Origin of the sequence: Streptomyces sp. NPDC091282 (assembly GCF_044757385.1) — a bacterium.
Taxonomy (GTDB): Bacteria; Actinomycetota; Actinomycetes; order Streptomycetales; family Streptomycetaceae; genus Streptomyces; species Streptomyces gramineus.
Genome location: NZ_JBIVUX010000006.1, coordinates 81,098 through 98,528 on the forward strand (window position 1 = coordinate 81,098; position 17,431 = coordinate 98,528).

The window sequence follows — 17,431 nt, forward strand, 5'->3', positions numbered from 1 at the left end:
CCGTCGCGGCCGCGCCCCGCGAGGCACCGGCTTGCCCGCGGGGCCGCCGTCGCGCTGATCGGCAGCGGTGACGCCGGCGTGTACGCGATGGCCCAGCGGCGTGCTGGCGGTACGGCGCCGGGCCGCCGGCGGGCGCGCCAGTGCTGCGTAGGGCGTGCTGCCGTGCTGCGTCGGCGCGGAGTCGGCTCCTGTGCCGGGACCGCGTCGGGCGGGCCGGTGCCCCGCGGCACCGGCGTGTCCGCCGGGCCCCGTGTCCGGCGGTGCGGCGCCGGGGCCTCGGAGCGGCGGGTGGCCGGGTACGGCGGATCGGCGCCGCCGGGTGTGTGCTGGTCGGCTGGTCGCGTCGGGTGGGCGGGCGGGGGGATCCCCGGCGCGCGGTACCTTCGTCCTCACGTCGACGAGGAGAGTGAACGTGAGCAAGTTCGTGCGGCCCGCCGCCGAGGGCGCCGATCCGTTCGGCACCGCCCGCCTGCGTCGCGGTGTCCTCGACGCCTGGGCCACCAGCCCCGCCCGGTTCCGTGAGGACGCCAACGCCGAGGAGGACCTGGTCCTCGGCGGCTACCGGGACCGGCTCGTCGTGGAGCTCGCCCAGAACGCCGCCGACGCGGCCGCCCGCGCCGGTGTCCCCGGCCGGTTCAGGCTCACCCTCCGCGACGGCGTCCTGTTCGCCGCCAACACCGGCGCCCCGCTGGACGCGGCCGGCGTCGAGTCCCTCTCCACCCTGCGCGCCTCCGCGAAGCGCGAGGACACCGACCGTGCCGTCGGACGGTTCGGCGTCGGCTTCGCCGCCGTGCTCGCGGTGACCGACGAGCCCGCGGTGGTCGGCCGGCACGGCGGCGTGCGGTGGTCGCTCGCCGAGGCCCGCGAACTGGCCGAGGAGACCGCCCGGCAGGGCGGCGGGCTCGGCGACGAGATCCGCCGCCGGGACGGCCATGTCCCGCTGCTGCGGCTCCCGTTCGCCGCCGAGGGCACCGCCCCCGACCCGTACGACACGGTGGTGATCCTGCCGCTGCGGGATCCCGCCGCCACCGACCTCGCCGAACGCCTGCTCGACGCCGTCGACGACGCCCTCCTGCTCGCCCTGCCGGGACTCGCCGAGGTCGTGATCGAGACCGGCGACACCGTGCGCACCCTGAGCCGCGGCACCGACGGCGAACTCACCGTCGTGGAGGACTCCCGGCAGGGCACGACCCGCTGGCGTACCGTCTCCGCGCACGGCCCGCTCACCCCGGACCTGCTCGCCGACCGGCCGGTCGAGGAACGGCTGCGCCCGCACTGGTCGCTGACCTGGGCCGTGCCCACGGACGCCGCGGGCGCCCCGGACCGGCCGCGCACCGCCGCCGTGCTGCACGCCCCCACCCCCAGCGACGAAGCCCTCGGCGTCCCCGCCCTGCTCATCGCGTCCTTCCCGCTGGACACCACCCGCCGGCACGCCGCGCCCGGCCCGCTCACCGACTTCCTGGTGCAGCGCGCCGCCGACGCGTACGCCGAATTCCTCGCCGGCTGGCGGCCGGTGGGGGAGGAGATCATCCATCTGGTGCCCGGCCCGCTCGGCAAGGGCGAACTGGACGGCGCGCTGCGCCAGGCGATCCTGGAACGGCTGCCGCGCACCGCGTTCCTGCCGCCCGCCGTCGAGGGCGGCGGCGACGACGAGCTTCCCGAGGCGCTGCGCCCGCGGGACGCCGAGATCGTGGAGGGCGCGGGCGCGGAGACGGTCCGGGTGCTCGCGGAGGTCCTCCCCACCCTGCTGCCCGCCGGGCTCGAACGCCGCGTGGAACTGCGGACGTTGTCCGTCACCCGGCTCCCGCTCGCCGACGCCGTGGACCGCCTGGCCGGCCTGGAGAAGGACCCGGACTGGTGGTGGCGGCTCTACGACAGCCTCGCCGGCGTCGACCCGGAACGGCTGTCGGGCCTGCCGGTCCCGCTGGCCGGGGGGACCTCCCGGGCCTTCGGCTCCGGGGGAGCCCGTACGACCATCGGCCCCCGCCAGGTCCTGCTCCCCGGCCCGGACGCGGTCGTCGACCCGGAGATCCTGGCCCGCCTCGGCCTCAAGGTCGCCCACCAGGACGCCGCCCACCCGCTCCTGGAGAAGCTCGGCGCCCTGCCCGCGACCCCGCGCGCGATCCTCACCACCCCGCAGGTCCGGGCCGCCGTGGCCGCCTCCCTGGACGACGACGGGGGCCTGGACTGGGAGGCGGACACCCTGGACGCCGAGGAACTGGCGGACACCGTCCTCGCCCTGGTGCGGGACGCCGGACTGGAACCCGGCGACGAACCCTGGCTGGGCGCCCTCGCCCTGCCCGACGAGGACGGCGAACCGGCCCCCGCCGGTGAACTCGTCCTCCCGGGAAGCCCGTTCGCCCGGGTGATCAGGGCGGGCGAACTGGCCGCCGTGGACGCCGAGCTGGCGGAGAAGTGGGGCGAGCAGCCGCTGGCCGCCTGCGGGGTACTGGCGGACTTCGCGCTGGTCCGCGCCACCGACGTCGTCCTGGATCCGGACGAACTGGAGCCTCGCGAGGGCGACTTCGCGGAGCCCGACGACGCCGGCCTGCTCGACGCGGTCGACGTCTGGTGCGAGGACATCCTCGACCGCTTCCCCGACTCGCCCGTGCCTCCGGTCGCCACCGAGCTGACCGCCGTCCGTGACCTCGACCTCGTGGACGAGGACCACTGGCCCGAGGCGCTCGCGCTGCTCGCCCGGCCGCCGCTGCGGGACGCCCTGACCCAGCCGGTCCGCGTCCTGCTGCCGGACGGCACCCACGAGGTCGTACGCCCGTACACGGCCTGGTGGCTGCGCGGTCACCCGGTGCTCGACGGCCGCCGCCCCGCGGGTCTGCTGGCCTCCGGCGGCGATCCGCTGCTGCGCGGTCTCTACGAGGAGGCCGACGCGACCGGCTTCGAGGACGAGCAGGTGCTGCGGGCGCTGGGCGTTCGCACGTCGGTCGCCGCGCTGCTCGACGAGCCGGGCGGCGCCGCCGAACTCCTGGACCGCCTCGCCGACCCGGACCGCTCGGTCACCGGAGCCCAACTGCACGCCCTGTACGGCGCGTTGGCGGACCTGGATCCCGAGCAGGTGACCCTCCCCGACGAGGTGCGGGCGGTGGTCGACGGCCGGGTGGAGGTGGTGGACGCGGCGGACGCGGTGGTGGTCGACTCCCCGGACCTGCTGCCGTTCACGGCCGGTGTCCCGCTGCTCCCGGTACGGCCCGCCCGCGCCGCCGAACTGGCCGAGCTGTTCCAGGTGCGGCGGCTGAGCGAGTCGGTGACCGGGTCGGTGGACTCGGAGGGCACCGAACACGACGTTCCCGAGCCGGTCCGCGTCCTGCTCGGTCCGCGCACTCCGGGAACGTACGTCGAACACGAGGAACTGGTGGTCGACGGCGTCGAGATCGACTGGCGGCTCACCGGGGACGGCGTCCTGCACGCCGCGACCCTGGAGGGCGTCGCGGCGGGCCTCGCCTGGGCGGCCGGGCAGTGGCCGCGCCGCTTCGAGGTGGCCGCGCTGCTGGAGGACCCGTCCCGCACGGAGGAACTGGCCCGGGACCGCTGGTTCGACTGAGGCCGGGCCGAGGCGCACGGAGGGACGGGACGCGGCCCGGTGGTCCGGGCCGCGTCCGGGCGCGCGGACGCCTTACGGGGTCAGCGCGCCTCCACCTCCAGGAAGTACTCGAAGCGGTCCAGGTCGAGCGCCATGCCGGTCAGCCGCCGGAAACCGTCGGCGTGTTCGGGCCGCAGCGGGTGCACGTCGGTGAGCTGGTGCGCGGGTATCGCCAGCAGCCGCCCGAGCGCGTGGACGCCCACCGACGAGACGTCGGTGACCGACTCGGGCGTGTCCTCGTCCTTGGCGTAGCAGGCGACGAGGTATCTCATGGGGTGTCCTTCCGGACGGACGAGGTCCTGCGACCGGCGGCCCCGGCGACCACCGGACGAATCTCACACGACCTCCGCTTCTTGCACAACCTTTCTCCGCAGTCGCGGATCTGATCGGGCGAGTCAGCAGACTCACCGGTCACTTCCAACAGGGGAATTCATGCGCATACGCGCCACCGTGGTCGCCGCCTCCGGCGTCCTGGCCCTCTCCGCCCTCGCCGTGCCGGCCGCACAGGCCACCGGCGGAACCTCCTACAGCCCCTCCGGTCTGGCGAAGCTCGTCAAGGCGCACCAGGGCGGCCGGTCGGCGTACACCGCCAAGCCCGCGGACGACCCCGGCACCCCCTACCCGCTGAACCTGTCGTTCTCGAACGTGCAGGTCAACAAGGGCAAGCCGATCGTCGCGGGCACCACCACGCACGGGACGTTCCCGGTCACCTACAAGGTGACGCACGGCGCCGACGTCGACATCCACGCGGACGACTTCCTGATGGACGTCGAGATCTACCGCGGTGACATCGACGACCCGGCCAACGAGCTCTTCGGCATGGACTGGCCGTCCTGCACGGACACGTCGGCGACCACCGCCACCTGCAAGGGCACCATCGACGTCTTCGCGGCCGACCAGCTCTCCAACGCCGATGCCACCACCTGGAAGGCGTACGGCTTCGCGCTCGCCCTCAACGGGCAGGACCCGTCCCAGGGCGACTGGAGCAAGATCGGTTACGCCGAGGGGGACCGCCTGGCCACCGCCAAGCTCCAGCGCCTGTCGAAGCTGACGGTGAACGCGGCCCCGGAGCCGGTGAAGAAGGGCAAGACCGTCACGGTCACCGGCAAGCTGTCGCGCGCCAACTGGGACGACGGCAAGTACCACGGCTACGCGACCCAGTCCGTGCGGCTGCAGTTCCGCAAGAAGAACTCCAGCACCTACACGAACGTCAAGGGCATCAAGTCGTCCACGACCGGCACGCTGAGGACGACCACCACGGCGACGGTGGACGGCTTCTACCGGTTCTCCTTCGTGGGCACGTCCACGACTCCGGCGGTCAACGCGGCGGGCGACTACGTCGACGTGAAGTAACTCCAAGGGGACGTAATCCGGTCGCAAAAGAATAAAAATCTGATCGGATTGCGTCCCACCCGTACAACCAGTGCCGTCCCTCGTGGATCTGATCACCTGTGAGCCAACAGGCTCCCTAGATCACTTGGGCCTCGGGCCCACTGTTCCCACTGGGGAATCCATGCGCATTCGTGCCACTGTGGCCGCCGTCTCCGGCGCCCTGGCCCTCACCGCGTTCGTCGCCCCGGCCGCGCACGCCGCTGGCACCACCACGCTGGCCGTCACCTTCTCCAGCGTGCAGGTCAACGGCGGCAAGGCCGTCGTCGTGCCCGCCACGGGCTCCGTGAAGTTCTCGATCACCTACAAGGTGACGCACGCCGCCAGCCTGAAGAGCAGCGACTTCTTCACCGTCCCGGTCATCTACCACGGCTCCGCCATCAAGTCGGCCGAGTACGGCGTGGCCCCCTCCGACCTGGCGAGCTGCACGAACACCTCCTCGACGGTCGAGAGCTGCAAGGCCACGCTCAGCGCCGGCCACGACGACGTGGTCAACAGCGTCGCCGGTACCTGGCAGGCGGGCGGCATCGCGTTCGACAAGAACGGCAACCCCGCCGTCTTCGCGAACAACCTGGGCAAGGTCTCGGTCCAGCGCCTGTCGAAGCTGACCGTGAACGCGGCCCCGGAGCCGGTCAAGAAGGGCAGGACGGTCACGGTGACCGGCAGCCTGACCCGCGCCAACTGGGAGACGAACAAGTACGGCGGCTACGCCGGCCAGTCCGTGAAGCTGCAGTTCCGCAAGAAGGGCTCCAGCACCTACACCACGCTGAAGACCGTCACGTCCTCCTCCACGGGCGCCCTGAAGACCACGACCACCGCGACGGTCGACGGCTACTACCGCTACTCCTTCGCGGGCACCTCCACGACCCCCGCGGTCAGCGCCACCGGCGACTACGTCGACGTGCAGTAGGTCCCGTCAGGGATACGGGGAACCGCGTGGCCGGCGCTCGCCGGGCCGCGCGGCTCCCACCGCCGCCTCACACCGGGTACTTCCGCTCCACCCACTTCCACAGGAACTCCAGCACCGCCGACGCCACCACCGCCACGCCGACCGCGGTCCACGGCATCACCGTGCCCACCAGTTTCAGAGCGAAGAAGCTCTGCAGGGCCGGTACCGCGAGGACGAGGACGAAGGCCGCGCCCATCGAGAGCACCAGCGCCACCCGCCACCAGGTGTACGGGCGGGCGATGATCGCGAGGATCCACATCGAGATCAGGAACAGGGTCAGGGTCGCCGCGCTGGTCTCGGCGTCCAGGGAGCCGGAGCCCGTGTAGTAGTGGCGGGCGATCAGGTACGTCACGAAGGTCGCGGCACCGGCCAGCACCCCGCCCGGGATCGAGTAGCGCATCACGCGGCGCACGAAGTGCGGTCTGGCCCGCTCCGTGTTGGGCGCGAGGGCCAGGAAGAAGGCCGGGATGCCGATGGTGAGGGTGGACAGCAGGGTCAGGTGCCGGGGCAGGAACGGGTACTCGACCTGCCAGCAGACCACGAGCACCGCGAGCAGCACCGAGTAGACGGTCTTGACCAGGAACAGGGTGGCGACCCGGGTGATGTTGCCGATCACCCGGCGCCCCTCGGCCACCACCGAGGGCAGCGTGGCGAAGCTGTTGTCGAGCAGGACGATCTGCGCGACCGCCCGGGTGGCCTCGGAGCCGGAGCCCATCGCGACGCCGATGTCGGCGTCCTTCAGCGCGAGCACGTCGTTCACGCCGTCGCCGGTCATCGCGACCGTGTGCCCGCGGGACTGCAGCGCCCCGACCATGTCCCGCTTCTGCTGCGGGGTGACGCGTCCGAAGACGGTGCCCTCGTCGAGCGCCTCGGCCAGCTCGGCGGGCTCCTCGGGCAGCCGGCGCGCGTCCACCGTCTGGCCGCTCAGGCCGAGCTTGGCGGCCACCGCGCCGACCGACACCGCGTTGTCGCCGGAGATCACCTTCGCCTTGACCTCCTGGTCGGCGAAGTAGCGGAGGGTGTCGGCGGCGTCGGGGCGCAGCCGCTGTTCCAGGACCACCAGGGCGGTGGGCCGGGCGCCGTCGGCGACCTTGGCGTGGTCGAGGTCCCGGGAGGCGCGGGCGAGGAGCAGCACCCGCAGGCCTTCCTCGTTGAGCCGCACGGTTTCGGCCAGTGCCGGGTCGTCGGCGCCGAGCAGCACGTCCGGCGCCCCCAGCAGCCAGGTGCTCAGCTCCCCGTCGCCCTCGCTGAAGGTCGCGCCGCTGTACTTGCGGGCGGAGGAGAAGGGCAGCGACTCCACGCACCGCCAGTCCTCGCTGTCGGGGTAGGCGTCGATGATCGCCTGGAGGGAGGCGTTCGGGCGCGGGTCGGACTCGCCGAGCGAGCCCAGCACCTTGCGGACGTACCCCTCGTCCGCCCCGTCCAGCGCCCGCAGCCCGGTGACGTCCATGCCGCCCTCGGTGAGCGTGCCGGTCTTGTCCAGGCACACGGTGTCGACGCGGGCCAGGCCCTCGATCGCGGGGAGTTCCTGCACCAGGCACTGCCGGCGGCCCAGCCGGATCACGCCGATCGCGAAGGCGACGGAGGTGAGCAGCACCAGGCCCTCGGGGACCATCGGGACGATGCCGCCGACCGTGCGGGCCACGGCGTCCTTGAGGCCGTTGTTCTTGACCACGAGCTGGGTGGCGACCAGGCCGACGGCGGCCGGGACCATCATCCAGGTCACGTACTTGAGGATGGTCGAGATGCCGGTGCGCAGTTCGGAGTGGACGAGCGTGAAGCGCGAGGCCTCCTCGGCGAGCTGGGCCGCGTAGGCCTCCCGGCCGACCTTGGTGGCGGCGAAGGCGCCGCCGCCCGCGACCACGAAACTGCCCGACATCACCTGGTCACCGTGGCGTTTGACGACCGGGTCGGCCTCGCCGGTGAGCAGCGACTCGTCGATCTCCAGGCCGTCGGCCTCGGCGCACACCCCGTCCACCACGATCTTGTCGCCGGGGCCGACCTCGATGAGGTCGTCGAGGACGATCTCGCTGGTGGCCACTTCCACCGCGGCTCCGTCGCGGCGCACGGTCGGCCGTGACTCGCCGATCACCGCGAGCGAGTCCAGCGTCTTCTTGGCCCGCCACTCCTGGACGATGCCGATGCCCGTGTTGGCGAGGATCACGAAGCCGAACAGGCTGTCCTGGATCGGCGCCACCACCAGCATGACCACCCAGAGCACACCGATGATCGCGTTGAACCGGGTGAAGACGTTCGCGCGCACGATCTCGCCGAAGGAGCGGCTGCTGCGCACCGGTACGTCGTTCACCTCGCCGCGTGCGATCCGCTCCGCGACCTCGGCGGCGGTCAGTCCGCCGGGCCGGACCGGGAGCGGCAGCGGAACCGGATGCACGGGGTCGAGTTCCGCGCCCGCGTCGATGTGCGTCATACGTTCGACGGTACGTGCGGATTTGCGCGTTCACCTGCCGAGTGCCCGGAAGATCCGACCAGGGGAGGAGTGAAGTCCTGCCCTGGTTGTAGAGCGGCCCCGGGAGGGCCCCTACAGGGTGCGGGCGGCCGCCGCGCGCTTGATGGCCGCGTCGCGCTTCTTCACGTACCAGATGCCGATCAGCCCGAGGCCGCCGCCGGCCAGGCAGGTCCACACCCACCAGGTGTGGCCGTGGTCGGCGTACCAGCCGTAGAAGGGGAGCTGGACCAGGAAGAGGACGAACCAGACGATCGTGCCGCCGATGATCGTCGGCACCACGGGTCCCTCCAGGGGTTCCGGTGCCTCGTGCTGGGGAGTCCACTTCGCCATGGTGCTCAGCTTACGCACCGCGGGGTTCTACGCGCGGAGATGGCGATCTGGGACTCATATGTTCATACTGAAACCGTTTGTGTCTGGCTACTTCTGATCGTAGGAACATCCAATGTCAACCCCGGCTTCCACTCAGGCCCCCGCCCCCGAACAGCCGGGTGCGACCCCCGCGTACGGCGCGCTCGACCGCTACTTCAAGATCTCCGAGCGGGGCAGCACCCTCGCCCGCGAGGTGCGCGGCGGTTTCGCCACGTTCTTCGCGATGGCCTACATCATCGTGCTGAACCCGATCATCCTCGGCAGCGCGAAGGACATGTACGGCCACCAGCTCGACAACGGGCAGCTGGTCACCGCGACCGTCGTCACCGCGGCCTTCACCACCCTGCTCATGGGCGTCATCGGCAACGTCCCGATCGCGCTCGCCGCCGGTCTCGGCGTGAACTCCGTCGTCGCCCTCCAGCTGGCGCCCCGGATGTCCTGGCCCGACGCCATGGGCATGGTGGTGCTGGCCGGCATCGTCGTGATGCTGCTGGTGGCCAGCGGCCTGCGGGAGCGCGTGATGAACGCGGTGCCCTACAGCCTGCGCAAGGCGATCTCGATCGGCATCGGCCTGTTCATCATGCTGATCGGCCTGGTGGACTCCGGCTTCGTCAGCCGCATCCCGGACGTCGCCCAGACCACCGTCCCGCTCCAGCTCGGCGCGACCGGTCACCTCAACGGCTGGCCGGTCCTGGTCTTCGTGCTCGGCGCGCTGCTGACCCTCGCGCTGATCGTCCGCAAGGTCTCCGGCGCGATCCTGATCTCCATCGTCGCGATGACGGTGCTCGCGCTGATCATCAACTCCGTCGCCCATGTGACGACCTGGGGCCTGACCGTCCCGAAGTGGCCCGGCAACCCCGTCTCCACCCCGGACTTCGGCCTGCTCGGCAAGGTCAGCCTCTTCGGCGGCTTCGACAAGGTCGGCGTGCTGACCGGCATCCTCTTCGTCTTCACCGTCCTGCTGTCCTGCTTCTTCGACGCCATGGGCACGATCATGGGCGTCAGCGACGAGGCGAAGCTGACCGACGCCCAGGGCTACATGCCGGGCATCAACAAGGTCCTCTTCATCGACGGTGTCGCGGTCGCGGCCGGCGGTGCCAGCTCCTCCTCGGCCACCACCTGCTTCGTGGAGTCGACGGCCGGTGTCGGCGAGGGCGCGCGGACCGGCTTCGCCAACGTCGTCACCGGCGCGCTGTTCGCCGTCGCGCTGTTCCTGACGCCGATCGCCACGATGGTCCCCTCCCAGGCCGCCACCCCGGCGCTGCTCGCGGTGGGCTTCCTGATCCTGGCCGGTTCGATCAAGGAGATCGACTGGGCCGACTACACCGTCGCGATCCCGGCCTTCGTGACCATGGTGATGATGCCGTTCACCTATTCGATCACGAACGGCATCGGCATGGGCTTCATCACCTTCGTGGTGCTGCGGCTGACCGCCGGCCGGGCCAGGGAGATCCCGGTGGCCATGTATGCGGTCGCGGCCGTGTTCGCCTTCTACTACCTGATGCCGGCCCTGGGCCTGACCTGATCCCGGCCGGGTCCGGGTCTCACGTGACCTTGACCTGATCGCCGTAGAACCTCTCCGTCTCCTCGACGGCGGCCGAGAACCGCTCGTCGAAATCACCGCGAATGAGCGTCCGGACCACGTAGTCCTGGACGCTCATTCCTCTTTTCGCCGCATGGTGCCGGAGCCGGTCGAGCAGCTCTTTGTCTATCCGCAGGCTGAGCACACTGGTCCCCATGCATACGAGGGCGCCACATCGGGGCGCCCGATGCGTGACTTTCCGGATTCGACTCACTCGTACGGGTGACGCGAGGTTTTACGGGTGACTCCGCGCCTCGGGATGTGGTGGCCGAGGTCACGGGCTCATCGGCGTGTCCCGAGTGGTCCTTAGCGAGAGTAATGAGTTACTCTAAAGAACATGCCGGACCTTACCCATGGCGACGACGCGGCCGCCGTGAACTCACTCCGCTCCGCCGTGATGCGACTCTCGCGACGGCTGAAGCACCAGCGGGTCGACGAGTCACTGAGCCCCACCGAGATGTCGGTGCTGGGCACCCTCTCCAACTGCGGCCAGGCCACCCCCGGTGAGCTGGCCCGCAAGGAGCATGTGCAGCCGCCCTCGATGACCCGCATCGTGGCGCTGCTCGAAGCCAAGGGACTGGTCCGTCTGGAGCCGCACCCCGAGGACCGGCGCCAGAAGGTCGTCACCAGGACCGAGCAGGCCGAGGCGATGCTCGAGGAGAGCCGCCGCAAGCGCAACGCGTTCCTGGCCGGCCTGGTGGACGGCCTGGACGAGGACGAATGGGCCAAGCTCCGTGCCGCCGCCCCCGTCCTGGAGAAGCTCGCACATCTGTAAGACCCCTTCACACCGCGCGTGGCCGAAGGGGCGCACCGGCTGGAGCGCCCCGTCGGCGAACCGGCCAGAGAAAGAGGAGGCGAACGCACTTTGAGTACGGGATCCGGAGCACCTTCCGCCCCCGCACCGACCGCCCCGACTACCCCCGTCCCCCGCAGATCCTCGATGTTCAGCTCGCTGAAGGTCAGGAACTACCGCCTGTTCTTCGCAGGCCAGGTCGTCTCCAACATAGGCACCTGGATGCAGCGCATCGCCCAGGACTGGCTGGTCCTCAGCCTCACCGGCTCCGCGACGGCGGTCGGTGTCACCACCGCCCTGCAGTTCCTGCCGATGCTCCTCTTCGGCCTCTACGGCGGAGTCCTGGTGGACCGGCTGAACAAGCGGCGCGCCCTCCTCGTCACCCAGTCGGCCATGGCCCTCACCGGCGTCGCGCTCGCCCTGCTGACCCTCTCCGGCCACGTGCTCGTCTGGCACGTCTACCTCGCCGCCTTCTTCGTCGGCCTCGCCACGGTGGTCGACAACCCGGCCCGCCAGTCCTTCGTCTCCGAGATGGTCGGCCCGGACCAGCTGCAGAACGCGGTCAGCCTGAACTCCGCGAACTTCCAGTCGGCCCGTCTGGTCGGCCCCGCCGTCGCCGGCCTGATGATCACCGGCGTCGGCACCGGCTGGGCGTTCCTCTTCAACGGCCTGTCCTTCGTCGCCCCCATCGTCGGCCTGCTCCTGATGCGCGGGCGCGACCTGCACGCCGTCCGGCGCGCGCCGAGAGGGAAGGGCCAGCTGCGGGAGGGCCTGCACTACGTGGCCGGGCGCCCCGACCTGACCTGGACGATCATCCTGGTCGGCTTCATCGGCACCTTCGGCTTCAACTTCCCCGTCTACCTCTCCGCCTTCGCGGACGACGTCTTCCACGCGGGCGCCGGCTCCTACAGCCTCTTCAACACCCTGATGGCGGTCGGCTCCCTGGCCGGCGCGCTGCTCGCCGCCCGGCGCGGCACGGCCAAGCTGCGGGTGATGCTCGCGGCGGCCGTGGCCTTCGGCGGTCTGGAGCTGGTGGCGGCGACCGCGCCGTCCCTGTGGCTGTTCTCCCTGCTGATGGTCCCGATCGGCATGTTCGGCATGACGGTCAACGTCACCGCCAACACCACCGTCCAGATGGGCACCGATCCGGCCATGCGCGGCCGGGTGATGGCCCTGTACATGATGGTGTTCATGGGCGGCTCGCCCATCGGCGCGCCCATCGCCGGCTGGATCACCGACACGTACGGCGTCCGCGCCGGTCTCGCGGTGGGCGGCGCCATCGCCGCCGCGGCCGCCGTGGTGATCGGCCTGGTGCTGGCCCGCGTCGGCAACCTGCGGCTGTCGGTCGGCTGGTACGGCGGCCACCCGCGGGTGCGGTTCGTCCCGCGCGAGGAGCGGGAGGAGCTGGCCGCGGCCGCGTGACCCGCACCCGGTACCGGGCCGGAGACGCACCCCGCGCCCCGTCCCGGCACCGGCCCCGCGCCCCGTCCCGGCACCGGCCCCGCGCGCCGTCCCGGCACCGGCCCCGTGCGGCGGCCCGGCTCCGTCCGGTGGCTCGGCCCGCCCGGTGGCTCTGCCCTGCCTGGCGGCCCGGCCCCGTCCGGTCCCATCGGGTCGCCCGCCCCGCCCGGCGGCCCGGTCCTCTCGGGTCGCCCGGTCCTGCCCGATCCTTTCCGGTCCCCTCAGGGCGCCCGGTCCCGTCGGGTCGCCCGCCCCGCCCGGCCCCGTCCGGCGGCCCGGCCCCGTCCGGGCCCTTCGGGTCGTCCGGCCCCGCCCGGCCCGCCGGGTCCCCTCAGGTCGCCCGGTCCCCTGGTCGCGCCCGGTTTCCTTGGGCCGCCCAAGTCCCCTCGGGCCGCCCAAGTCCCCTCGGGCCGCCCGGTCCCGCCCGGTCCCCTGGCCCCGCCGGGCCCCCTCGGGCCGTCCGGCCCCGCCGGGCCCCCTCGGGTCGTCCGGCCCCGCCGGGCCCCCTCGGGTCGTCCGGCCCCGCCCGGTCCCCTCAGGCCGTCCGGCCCCGCTCGGTCCCCTTGGGTCGCCCGGTCGCGCCAGGCCCCGCCCGGTCGCGCCCGGCCCCGTCCGGTCGCACCGGCCCCGCCGCGCGTTCCGCGCCCCCCGGCCCGCCCTCCGCGAGGGTGATCCTCGTCTCGTCCTGATGGCAGGCTGGTTCCCATGAGACTCTTCGCCGCCGTGCTGCCCCCGGCCGAGGCGGCCGCCGAGCTCGCCGCCGAGGTCGACCGGCTGAAGCGGCTGCCCGGTGCGGACGCGCTGCGCTGGACCGGCCGTCCCGGCTGGCACTTCACCCTCGCCTTCTACGGCGAGGTCGAGGACGGCGTCGTACCCGGCCTCGCGGAGCGGCTGGCCAGGGCCGCCCACCGCACTCCGCCGTTCCCGCTGGCCGTCGCGGGCGGCGGTCAGTTCGGCCACGGGCGGGCGCTGTGGGCGGGTGCGCGGGGCGACCTGGAGACTCTGCGTCTCCTCGCCGAGCGTGCGGAGGCGGCGGCGCGGAAGGCGGGCGTGCCGATGGGGGAGCACCGCCGCTACAAGGCCCACCTGACGGTGGCGCGCAGCCGGGACGCGGTGCGCACCGGGCCGTACGTCGAGCTGCTCGACGGGTTCACGAGCCGGACCTGGACGGTCGGCGATGTGGCGCTGGTGCGCAGCAACCTGCCGGTCTCGGGAGTGCCCGGGGAGCAGCCGCGGTACGAGGTGGTCGCTTCCTGGGAGCTGGGGGCGGGCGGTTAGGCTCGGTGCCGTGGACCCGAAGACCCGGAACCGGATCATGGCCGGTGCGCTCGTGCTGTTGTTCGTCGTCGTCGCGGTGGCGTCGGCGATGAGGTGAGGACCGGCCGGGGAACTGCGGCCGCCGTGCCCGCCACGGGCTGGACACGGCCGGTCGCGCAGTCCCCCGGCCCCAGGCCGTGTCCGGCCCACGGGACCTCGTTCCTGAGGCGTGCTACCAGGCGAAGGCCTCCGGCGAGGGCCCGGGACCGGGGAAGATCTCGTCCAGGCCGGCCAGCAGCTCCTCGCTCAGCTCCAGCTCGACGGCCCGCAGCGCGGACTCCAGCTGCTCGCCGGTGCGCGGGCCGACGATCGGGCCGGTCACGCCCGGACGCGTGAGCAGCCAGGCCAGCGCGGCCTCGCCCGGTGCGACCCCGTGCTTGTCGAGCAGGTCCTCGTAGGCCTGGACCTGGGCGCGGAGACTGGTGTTGGCGAGGGCGTCGGCGGCCCGGCCGCCGGCCCGGCGCCCGCCCGCCACCTCCTTCTTGATCACACCGCCGAGCAGCCCGCCGTGCAGCGGCGACCAGGGGATGACCCCGAGGCCGTAGTCCTGCGCGGCCGGGATGACCTCCATCTCGGCGCGCCGCTCGGCGAGGTTGTAGAGGCACTGCTCGCTGACCAGCCCGATCGTGCCGCCGCGCCGGGCGGCGATCTCGTTGGCCTGGGCGATCTTGTAGCCGGGGAAGTTGGAGGACCCCACGTACAGGATCTTGCCCTGCGCGATGAGGGTGTCGATCGCCTGCCAGATCTCCTCGAAGGGGGTCCGGCGGTCGATGTGGTGGAACTGGTAGACGTCGATGTGGTCGGTCCCCAGCCGCTTCAGGCTGGCGTCGACGGCCCGCCGGATGTTGACGGCGGACAGCTTGTCGTGGTTGGGCCAGGCGTCGCCTTCGGCGGCCATGTTGCCGTAGACCTTGGTGGCGAGCACGACCTTGTCGCGGTGCGCGGGACTCTTGGCGAACCAGCTGCCGATGATCTCTTCGGTCCGGCCCTTGTTCTCGCCCCACCCGTACACATTGGCGGTGTCGAAGAAGTTGATGCCGGCATCCAGCGCCGCGTCCATGATCGCGTGGCTGGCGGCCTCATCGGTCTGCGGGCCGAAGTTCATGGTGCCGAGGACGAGTCGGCTGACCTTGAGTCCGGTACGTCCGAGCTGCGTGTACTTCATGGTCACCCAGCCAACGTCTTGGAGTGCGCTCCAGGCAAGCACTCGGGGCCGGTCGGTCCGGGTTCCTCAGAGGAAGACGCGGGCGACGTCGAGCCACCTGTCCGCGTCCGCGCCGACCGCCCGGAGCCCGGTCTCGGCCCGCGACCTGCGGCGGGTGACCCGGAGGCAGAAGTCGAGGGCGGTGCCGAGGACCCGTTGCGGCGCGTCCTGCGGGCCCCACGCCCAGGTCAGGCCGGAGGGATTGGTCAGTTCGACGCGGAACGGCGCCGCGGGCACCGGCAGCCCGGCGGCGCCGAAGGACAGCTCCCGTCCGGTCACGCCGAGGGCGGCCACCTCCCGGAGCCGGTCCGTCGGACGGCGGGAGGCGCCGAGCGCGTCGAAGACGTCCTGGCCGTGGGCCCATGTCTCCATCAGCCGCAGCGGTGTCATCAGCACGCTCGTCAGCCGGGAGCCGAACCAGGGGAAGCCGTGGTCCGGCGGGACGTCACGGAGCGCCGCCGCCGCCTCGGCACGGCCCGCGCGCCAGCGCTCCAGCAGTTCCTGCCGTGGTACGGCCGCGCCCGCGGCGGCGTCGAGGTCGGCGTACCGGGCGCCCGCGGCCGCGGCCCGCTCCAGCACGGCGTCGAACCCCTCCGGATCCCGTACGGCGATGACGACGTTCTCGTCGGCCGAGGCGAGGTGCGCGATCTGGTGGGCGATCGTCCACCCCGCGGCCGGGGTCGGCCTGGTCCAGTCGGGATGCGCCGACACCAGGGCGTCCAGCTCGTCCCCTTCGGCCACCAGGCCGGGCAGCGCGAACCCGCCGTCGAGGGCGGACATGTCGAGGCCGTAGTTCAGCATCCGGAACCACCTTCGCACGCGGACGGCAGGCACGGCCGACCCTAACCGAAGGAATCCCCGGAAACCGCTCAACTCCGGTGCGCGCAGGGTCAGTCGACCGGAAACTCGTCGGTCTTCAGGGTGAGCCCGACGGCCGTGGCGGTGAGATCCACCTCGTCCCCGAAGCCGACCTTCGTCTCGGTCGCGTAGTCGTCGCCCTTGGGGTTCGTGTAGACGTGACAGCGGCGCTGGTAGGGATCGGCGATCAGGTAGACGGGGACCTCGGCCTGGGCGTAGGCGGCCTTCTTCAGGCCGTAGTCGTTGGCCGCGGTGCCCCGGGAGATGACCTCCACGACGAACTCGACGTCCTCGTGGCGCCACAGGCCCTTCGCGTTCCTGGCCGCCTCCTCGGCCACCACGGTCACGTCGGACGCGAACCCGTTCAGATGCCCCGGGTAGTCGACACGGACGTCGGACTTGACCCGCTTGCGCGGATACGTGGTCCGCAACTGCTCGACGATGTCCAGGATGATCTCCCAGTGGGTGTCCCGCTGCGGCGTCATGACGACGGTCCCCTCGACGATCTCGACCTTGTATCCCTCGGGGGCGGGCATCTTCTCGATCCGCTCGAACAGCTCGTCGAGCGTGATCTCGTCGTCGCTCTCGGCCATCGCGATCCTGTCGTCGAGGACGGTCATCCTGGCGCTCCTCCCCGGCCGCCCTCCGCACGAGTACGGCCGCGCGGTTCAACGATACGCACGGTGACCGGGCAACGGCGGGATCCGTCAGGGCGTTGCGGGGGTGTACTCCTCGCCCAGGTCCCAGCCCTGCCACATCGCCTCGGCGAAGGCCTCCGCGATCCGGTGCTCGCCGGCCGCGTTCGGGTGGGTGCCGTCGTAGGTGTCCGTGTCGATGTCGTACGCCGGCGGCGGCGAGGCCAGCAGCAGCGGGGAGCGGGGCTCGTCCAGGTCGGCGACGGTCTTCGCCAGCAGGACGTTGAAGAGGTTCACCTGGTCCGCGAACTGCGGGTCGGACGCGGCCCGGATGTTCGGGATCACCGGCAGCACCACCATCCGCACGCGCGGGTTGGTCTCCCGGGCGGCGGCGACGAAGGACCGCGCGTTCGCCGCCGTCTGCTCCGCGTTCGTGTAGAAGCCGAGGTCGATCAGGCCGAGGGAGACCAGGAGGATGTCGGCCCGGTGGGTCCTTACCGCCTCGCCGATCAGCGGCGCCATGTGCAGCCAGCCCTCGCCCCAGCCGGCCAGGTGCGCGCGCGGGAAAGCGGGGTCGGCGTAGGCGTACGAGCCGGGCGCGTCGGCGAGCTTGTCGTACAGCGTCTCGCGCGGGCCGACCAGCGTGAACGGGCCGCCGTAGGTCGCGCACAGGTGCTGCCACATGCGGTACCGCCATGTGTGTTCGCCCGTGCTGCCGATGGTCATCGAGTCCCCGACGGGCATGAACCTGAGCATCCGCTCATGATGGACGATCAGCGGGAGCGGTGGGGTGTGAGGACCGACACGTC

15 protein-coding genes are annotated in these 17,431 nt (G+C 72.1%); 7 read left to right on the plus strand and 8 right to left on the minus strand.

Annotated features, from left to right (window positions below; genetic code table 11):
• Positions 1–412 precede the first annotated feature (412 nt).
• A complete protein-coding gene (locus tag ACIQOE_RS27520; protein ID WP_401414326.1) occupies positions 413–3,559 on the plus strand; it encodes a sacsin N-terminal ATP-binding-like domain-containing protein in 3,147 nt (1,048 codons plus the stop codon).
• 80 nt (positions 3,560–3,639) lie between these two features.
• Here ACIQOE_RS27520 and ACIQOE_RS27525 read toward each other — a convergent pair whose 3' ends face one another.
• Positions 3,640–3,870, minus strand: coding sequence for a hypothetical protein (locus tag ACIQOE_RS27525; protein ID WP_351321395.1), 231 nt, complete (start codon positions 3,868–3,870; stop codon positions 3,640–3,642).
• 160 nt (positions 3,871–4,030) lie between these two features.
• Here ACIQOE_RS27525 and ACIQOE_RS27530 point away from each other — a divergent pair, with 160 nt between their 5' ends.
• Positions 4,031–4,951 carry a hypothetical protein gene (locus tag ACIQOE_RS27530; RefSeq protein WP_351321393.1) on the plus strand — a complete coding sequence of 307 codons (921 nt, stop codon included), beginning with the start codon at positions 4,031–4,033 and terminating at the stop codon, positions 4,949–4,951.
• 160 nt (positions 4,952–5,111) lie between these two features.
• On the plus strand, positions 5,112–5,897 hold the full coding sequence (locus ACIQOE_RS27535) for a hypothetical protein (RefSeq protein ID WP_401414329.1): 786 nt from the start codon (positions 5,112–5,114) through the stop codon (positions 5,895–5,897).
• Positions 5,898–5,964: 67 nt separating this feature from the next.
• Here the strand turns inward: ACIQOE_RS27535 and ACIQOE_RS27540 are convergent, their stop codons facing one another.
• Positions 5,965–8,364 (minus strand): HAD-IC family P-type ATPase, encoded by a 2,400-nt coding sequence (locus ACIQOE_RS27540; protein ID WP_365559279.1) that lies wholly within the window; start codon positions 8,362–8,364, stop codon positions 5,965–5,967.
• 111 nt (positions 8,365–8,475) lie between these two features.
• Positions 8,476–8,733: a DUF2530 domain-containing protein gene (locus ACIQOE_RS27545; protein WP_351321387.1), complete on the minus strand. Its 258-nt coding sequence runs from the start codon at positions 8,731–8,733 to the stop codon at positions 8,476–8,478.
• A gap of 112 nt (positions 8,734–8,845) precedes the next feature.
• On the opposite strand from ACIQOE_RS27545, the gene ACIQOE_RS27550 reads away from it, so the two are divergent.
• Entirely contained in the window at positions 8,846–10,297 is a 1,452-nt protein-coding gene (locus ACIQOE_RS27550; RefSeq protein WP_365559277.1) for an NCS2 family permease, read from the plus strand.
• 19 nt (positions 10,298–10,316) lie between these two features.
• Here the strand turns inward: ACIQOE_RS27550 and ACIQOE_RS27555 are convergent, their stop codons facing one another.
• Positions 10,317–10,511 carry a ribbon-helix-helix protein, CopG family gene (locus ACIQOE_RS27555; protein ID WP_351321383.1) on the minus strand — a complete coding sequence of 65 codons (195 nt, stop codon included), beginning with the start codon at positions 10,509–10,511 and terminating at the stop codon, positions 10,317–10,319.
• 180 nt (positions 10,512–10,691) lie between these two features.
• Here ACIQOE_RS27555 and ACIQOE_RS27560 point away from each other — a divergent pair, with 180 nt between their 5' ends.
• From ACIQOE_RS27560 to thpR, 3 genes are all read left to right on the plus strand, one after another.
• Entirely contained in the window at positions 10,692–11,129 is a 438-nt protein-coding gene (locus tag ACIQOE_RS27560; RefSeq protein WP_089101888.1) for a MarR family winged helix-turn-helix transcriptional regulator, read from the plus strand.
• 90 nt (positions 11,130–11,219) lie between these two features.
• Entirely contained in the window at positions 11,220–12,569 is a 1,350-nt protein-coding gene (locus tag ACIQOE_RS27565; protein ID WP_362644822.1) for an MFS transporter, read from the plus strand.
• Positions 12,570–13,313: 744 nt separating this feature from the next.
• Positions 13,314–13,886 (plus strand): RNA 2',3'-cyclic phosphodiesterase, encoded by a 573-nt coding sequence (thpR, locus tag ACIQOE_RS27570; RefSeq protein WP_401414332.1) that lies wholly within the window; start codon positions 13,314–13,316, stop codon positions 13,884–13,886.
• 211 nt (positions 13,887–14,097) lie between these two features.
• Here thpR and ACIQOE_RS27575 read toward each other — a convergent pair whose 3' ends face one another.
• The 4 genes from ACIQOE_RS27575 to ACIQOE_RS27590 all read right to left on the minus strand — a co-directional run bounded on the left by ACIQOE_RS27575 (position 14,098) and on the right by ACIQOE_RS27590 (position 17,378).
• The gene (locus tag ACIQOE_RS27575; RefSeq protein ID WP_351321376.1) at positions 14,098–15,090 is read right to left on the minus strand and encodes an aldo/keto reductase; all 993 of its coding nucleotides are present in this window, start codon (positions 15,088–15,090) and stop codon (positions 14,098–14,100) included.
• Between the two features lie 66 nt (positions 15,091–15,156).
• A complete protein-coding gene (locus tag ACIQOE_RS27580; protein WP_365575072.1) occupies positions 15,157–15,930 on the minus strand; it encodes a TIGR03084 family metal-binding protein in 774 nt (257 codons plus the stop codon).
• 89 nt (positions 15,931–16,019) lie between these two features.
• Complete coding sequence (locus tag ACIQOE_RS27585; protein ID WP_401414335.1) at positions 16,020–16,607, minus strand: Uma2 family endonuclease; 588 nt, start codon at positions 16,605–16,607, stop codon at positions 16,020–16,022.
• A gap of 87 nt (positions 16,608–16,694) precedes the next feature.
• A complete protein-coding gene (locus tag ACIQOE_RS27590) occupies positions 16,695–17,378 on the minus strand; it encodes an SGNH/GDSL hydrolase family protein (RefSeq protein WP_401414337.1) in 684 nt (227 codons plus the stop codon).
• Between the last annotated feature and the right edge of the window lie 53 nt (positions 17,379–17,431).

Bases quoted from the DNA above. Each gene is read 5' to 3' on its own strand.
- ACIQOE_RS27590 (WP_401414337.1), bottom strand. From the start codon at position 17,378: ATGCTCAGGTTCATGCCCGTCGGGGACTCGATGACCATCGGCAGCACG.
- thpR (WP_401414332.1), top strand. From the start codon at position 13,314: ATGAGACTCTTCGCCGCCGTGCTGCCCCCGGCCGAGGCGGCCGCCGAG.
- ACIQOE_RS27585 (WP_401414335.1), bottom strand. From the start codon at position 16,607: ATGACCGTCCTCGACGACAGGATCGCGATGGCCGAGAGCGACGACGAG.
- ACIQOE_RS27540 (WP_365559279.1), bottom strand. From the start codon at position 8,364: ATGACGCACATCGACGCGGGCGCGGAACTCGACCCCGTGCATCCGGTT.
- ACIQOE_RS27550 (WP_365559277.1), top strand. From the start codon at position 8,846: ATGTCAACCCCGGCTTCCACTCAGGCCCCCGCCCCCGAACAGCCGGGT.
- ACIQOE_RS27575 (WP_351321376.1), bottom strand. From the start codon at position 15,090: ATGAAGTACACGCAGCTCGGACGTACCGGACTCAAGGTCAGCCGACTC.
- ACIQOE_RS27535 (WP_401414329.1), top strand. From the start codon at position 5,112: ATGCGCATTCGTGCCACTGTGGCCGCCGTCTCCGGCGCCCTGGCCCTC.
- ACIQOE_RS27555 (WP_351321383.1), bottom strand. From the start codon at position 10,511: ATGGGGACCAGTGTGCTCAGCCTGCGGATAGACAAAGAGCTGCTCGAC.
- ACIQOE_RS27560 (WP_089101888.1), top strand. From the start codon at position 10,692: ATGCCGGACCTTACCCATGGCGACGACGCGGCCGCCGTGAACTCACTC.
- ACIQOE_RS27525 (WP_351321395.1), bottom strand. From the start codon at position 3,870: ATGAGATACCTCGTCGCCTGCTACGCCAAGGACGAGGACACGCCCGAG.
- ACIQOE_RS27580 (WP_365575072.1), bottom strand. From the start codon at position 15,930: ATGCTGAACTACGGCCTCGACATGTCCGCCCTCGACGGCGGGTTCGCG.
- ACIQOE_RS27545 (WP_351321387.1), bottom strand. From the start codon at position 8,733: ATGGCGAAGTGGACTCCCCAGCACGAGGCACCGGAACCCCTGGAGGGA.
- ACIQOE_RS27530 (WP_351321393.1), top strand. From the start codon at position 4,031: ATGCGCATACGCGCCACCGTGGTCGCCGCCTCCGGCGTCCTGGCCCTC.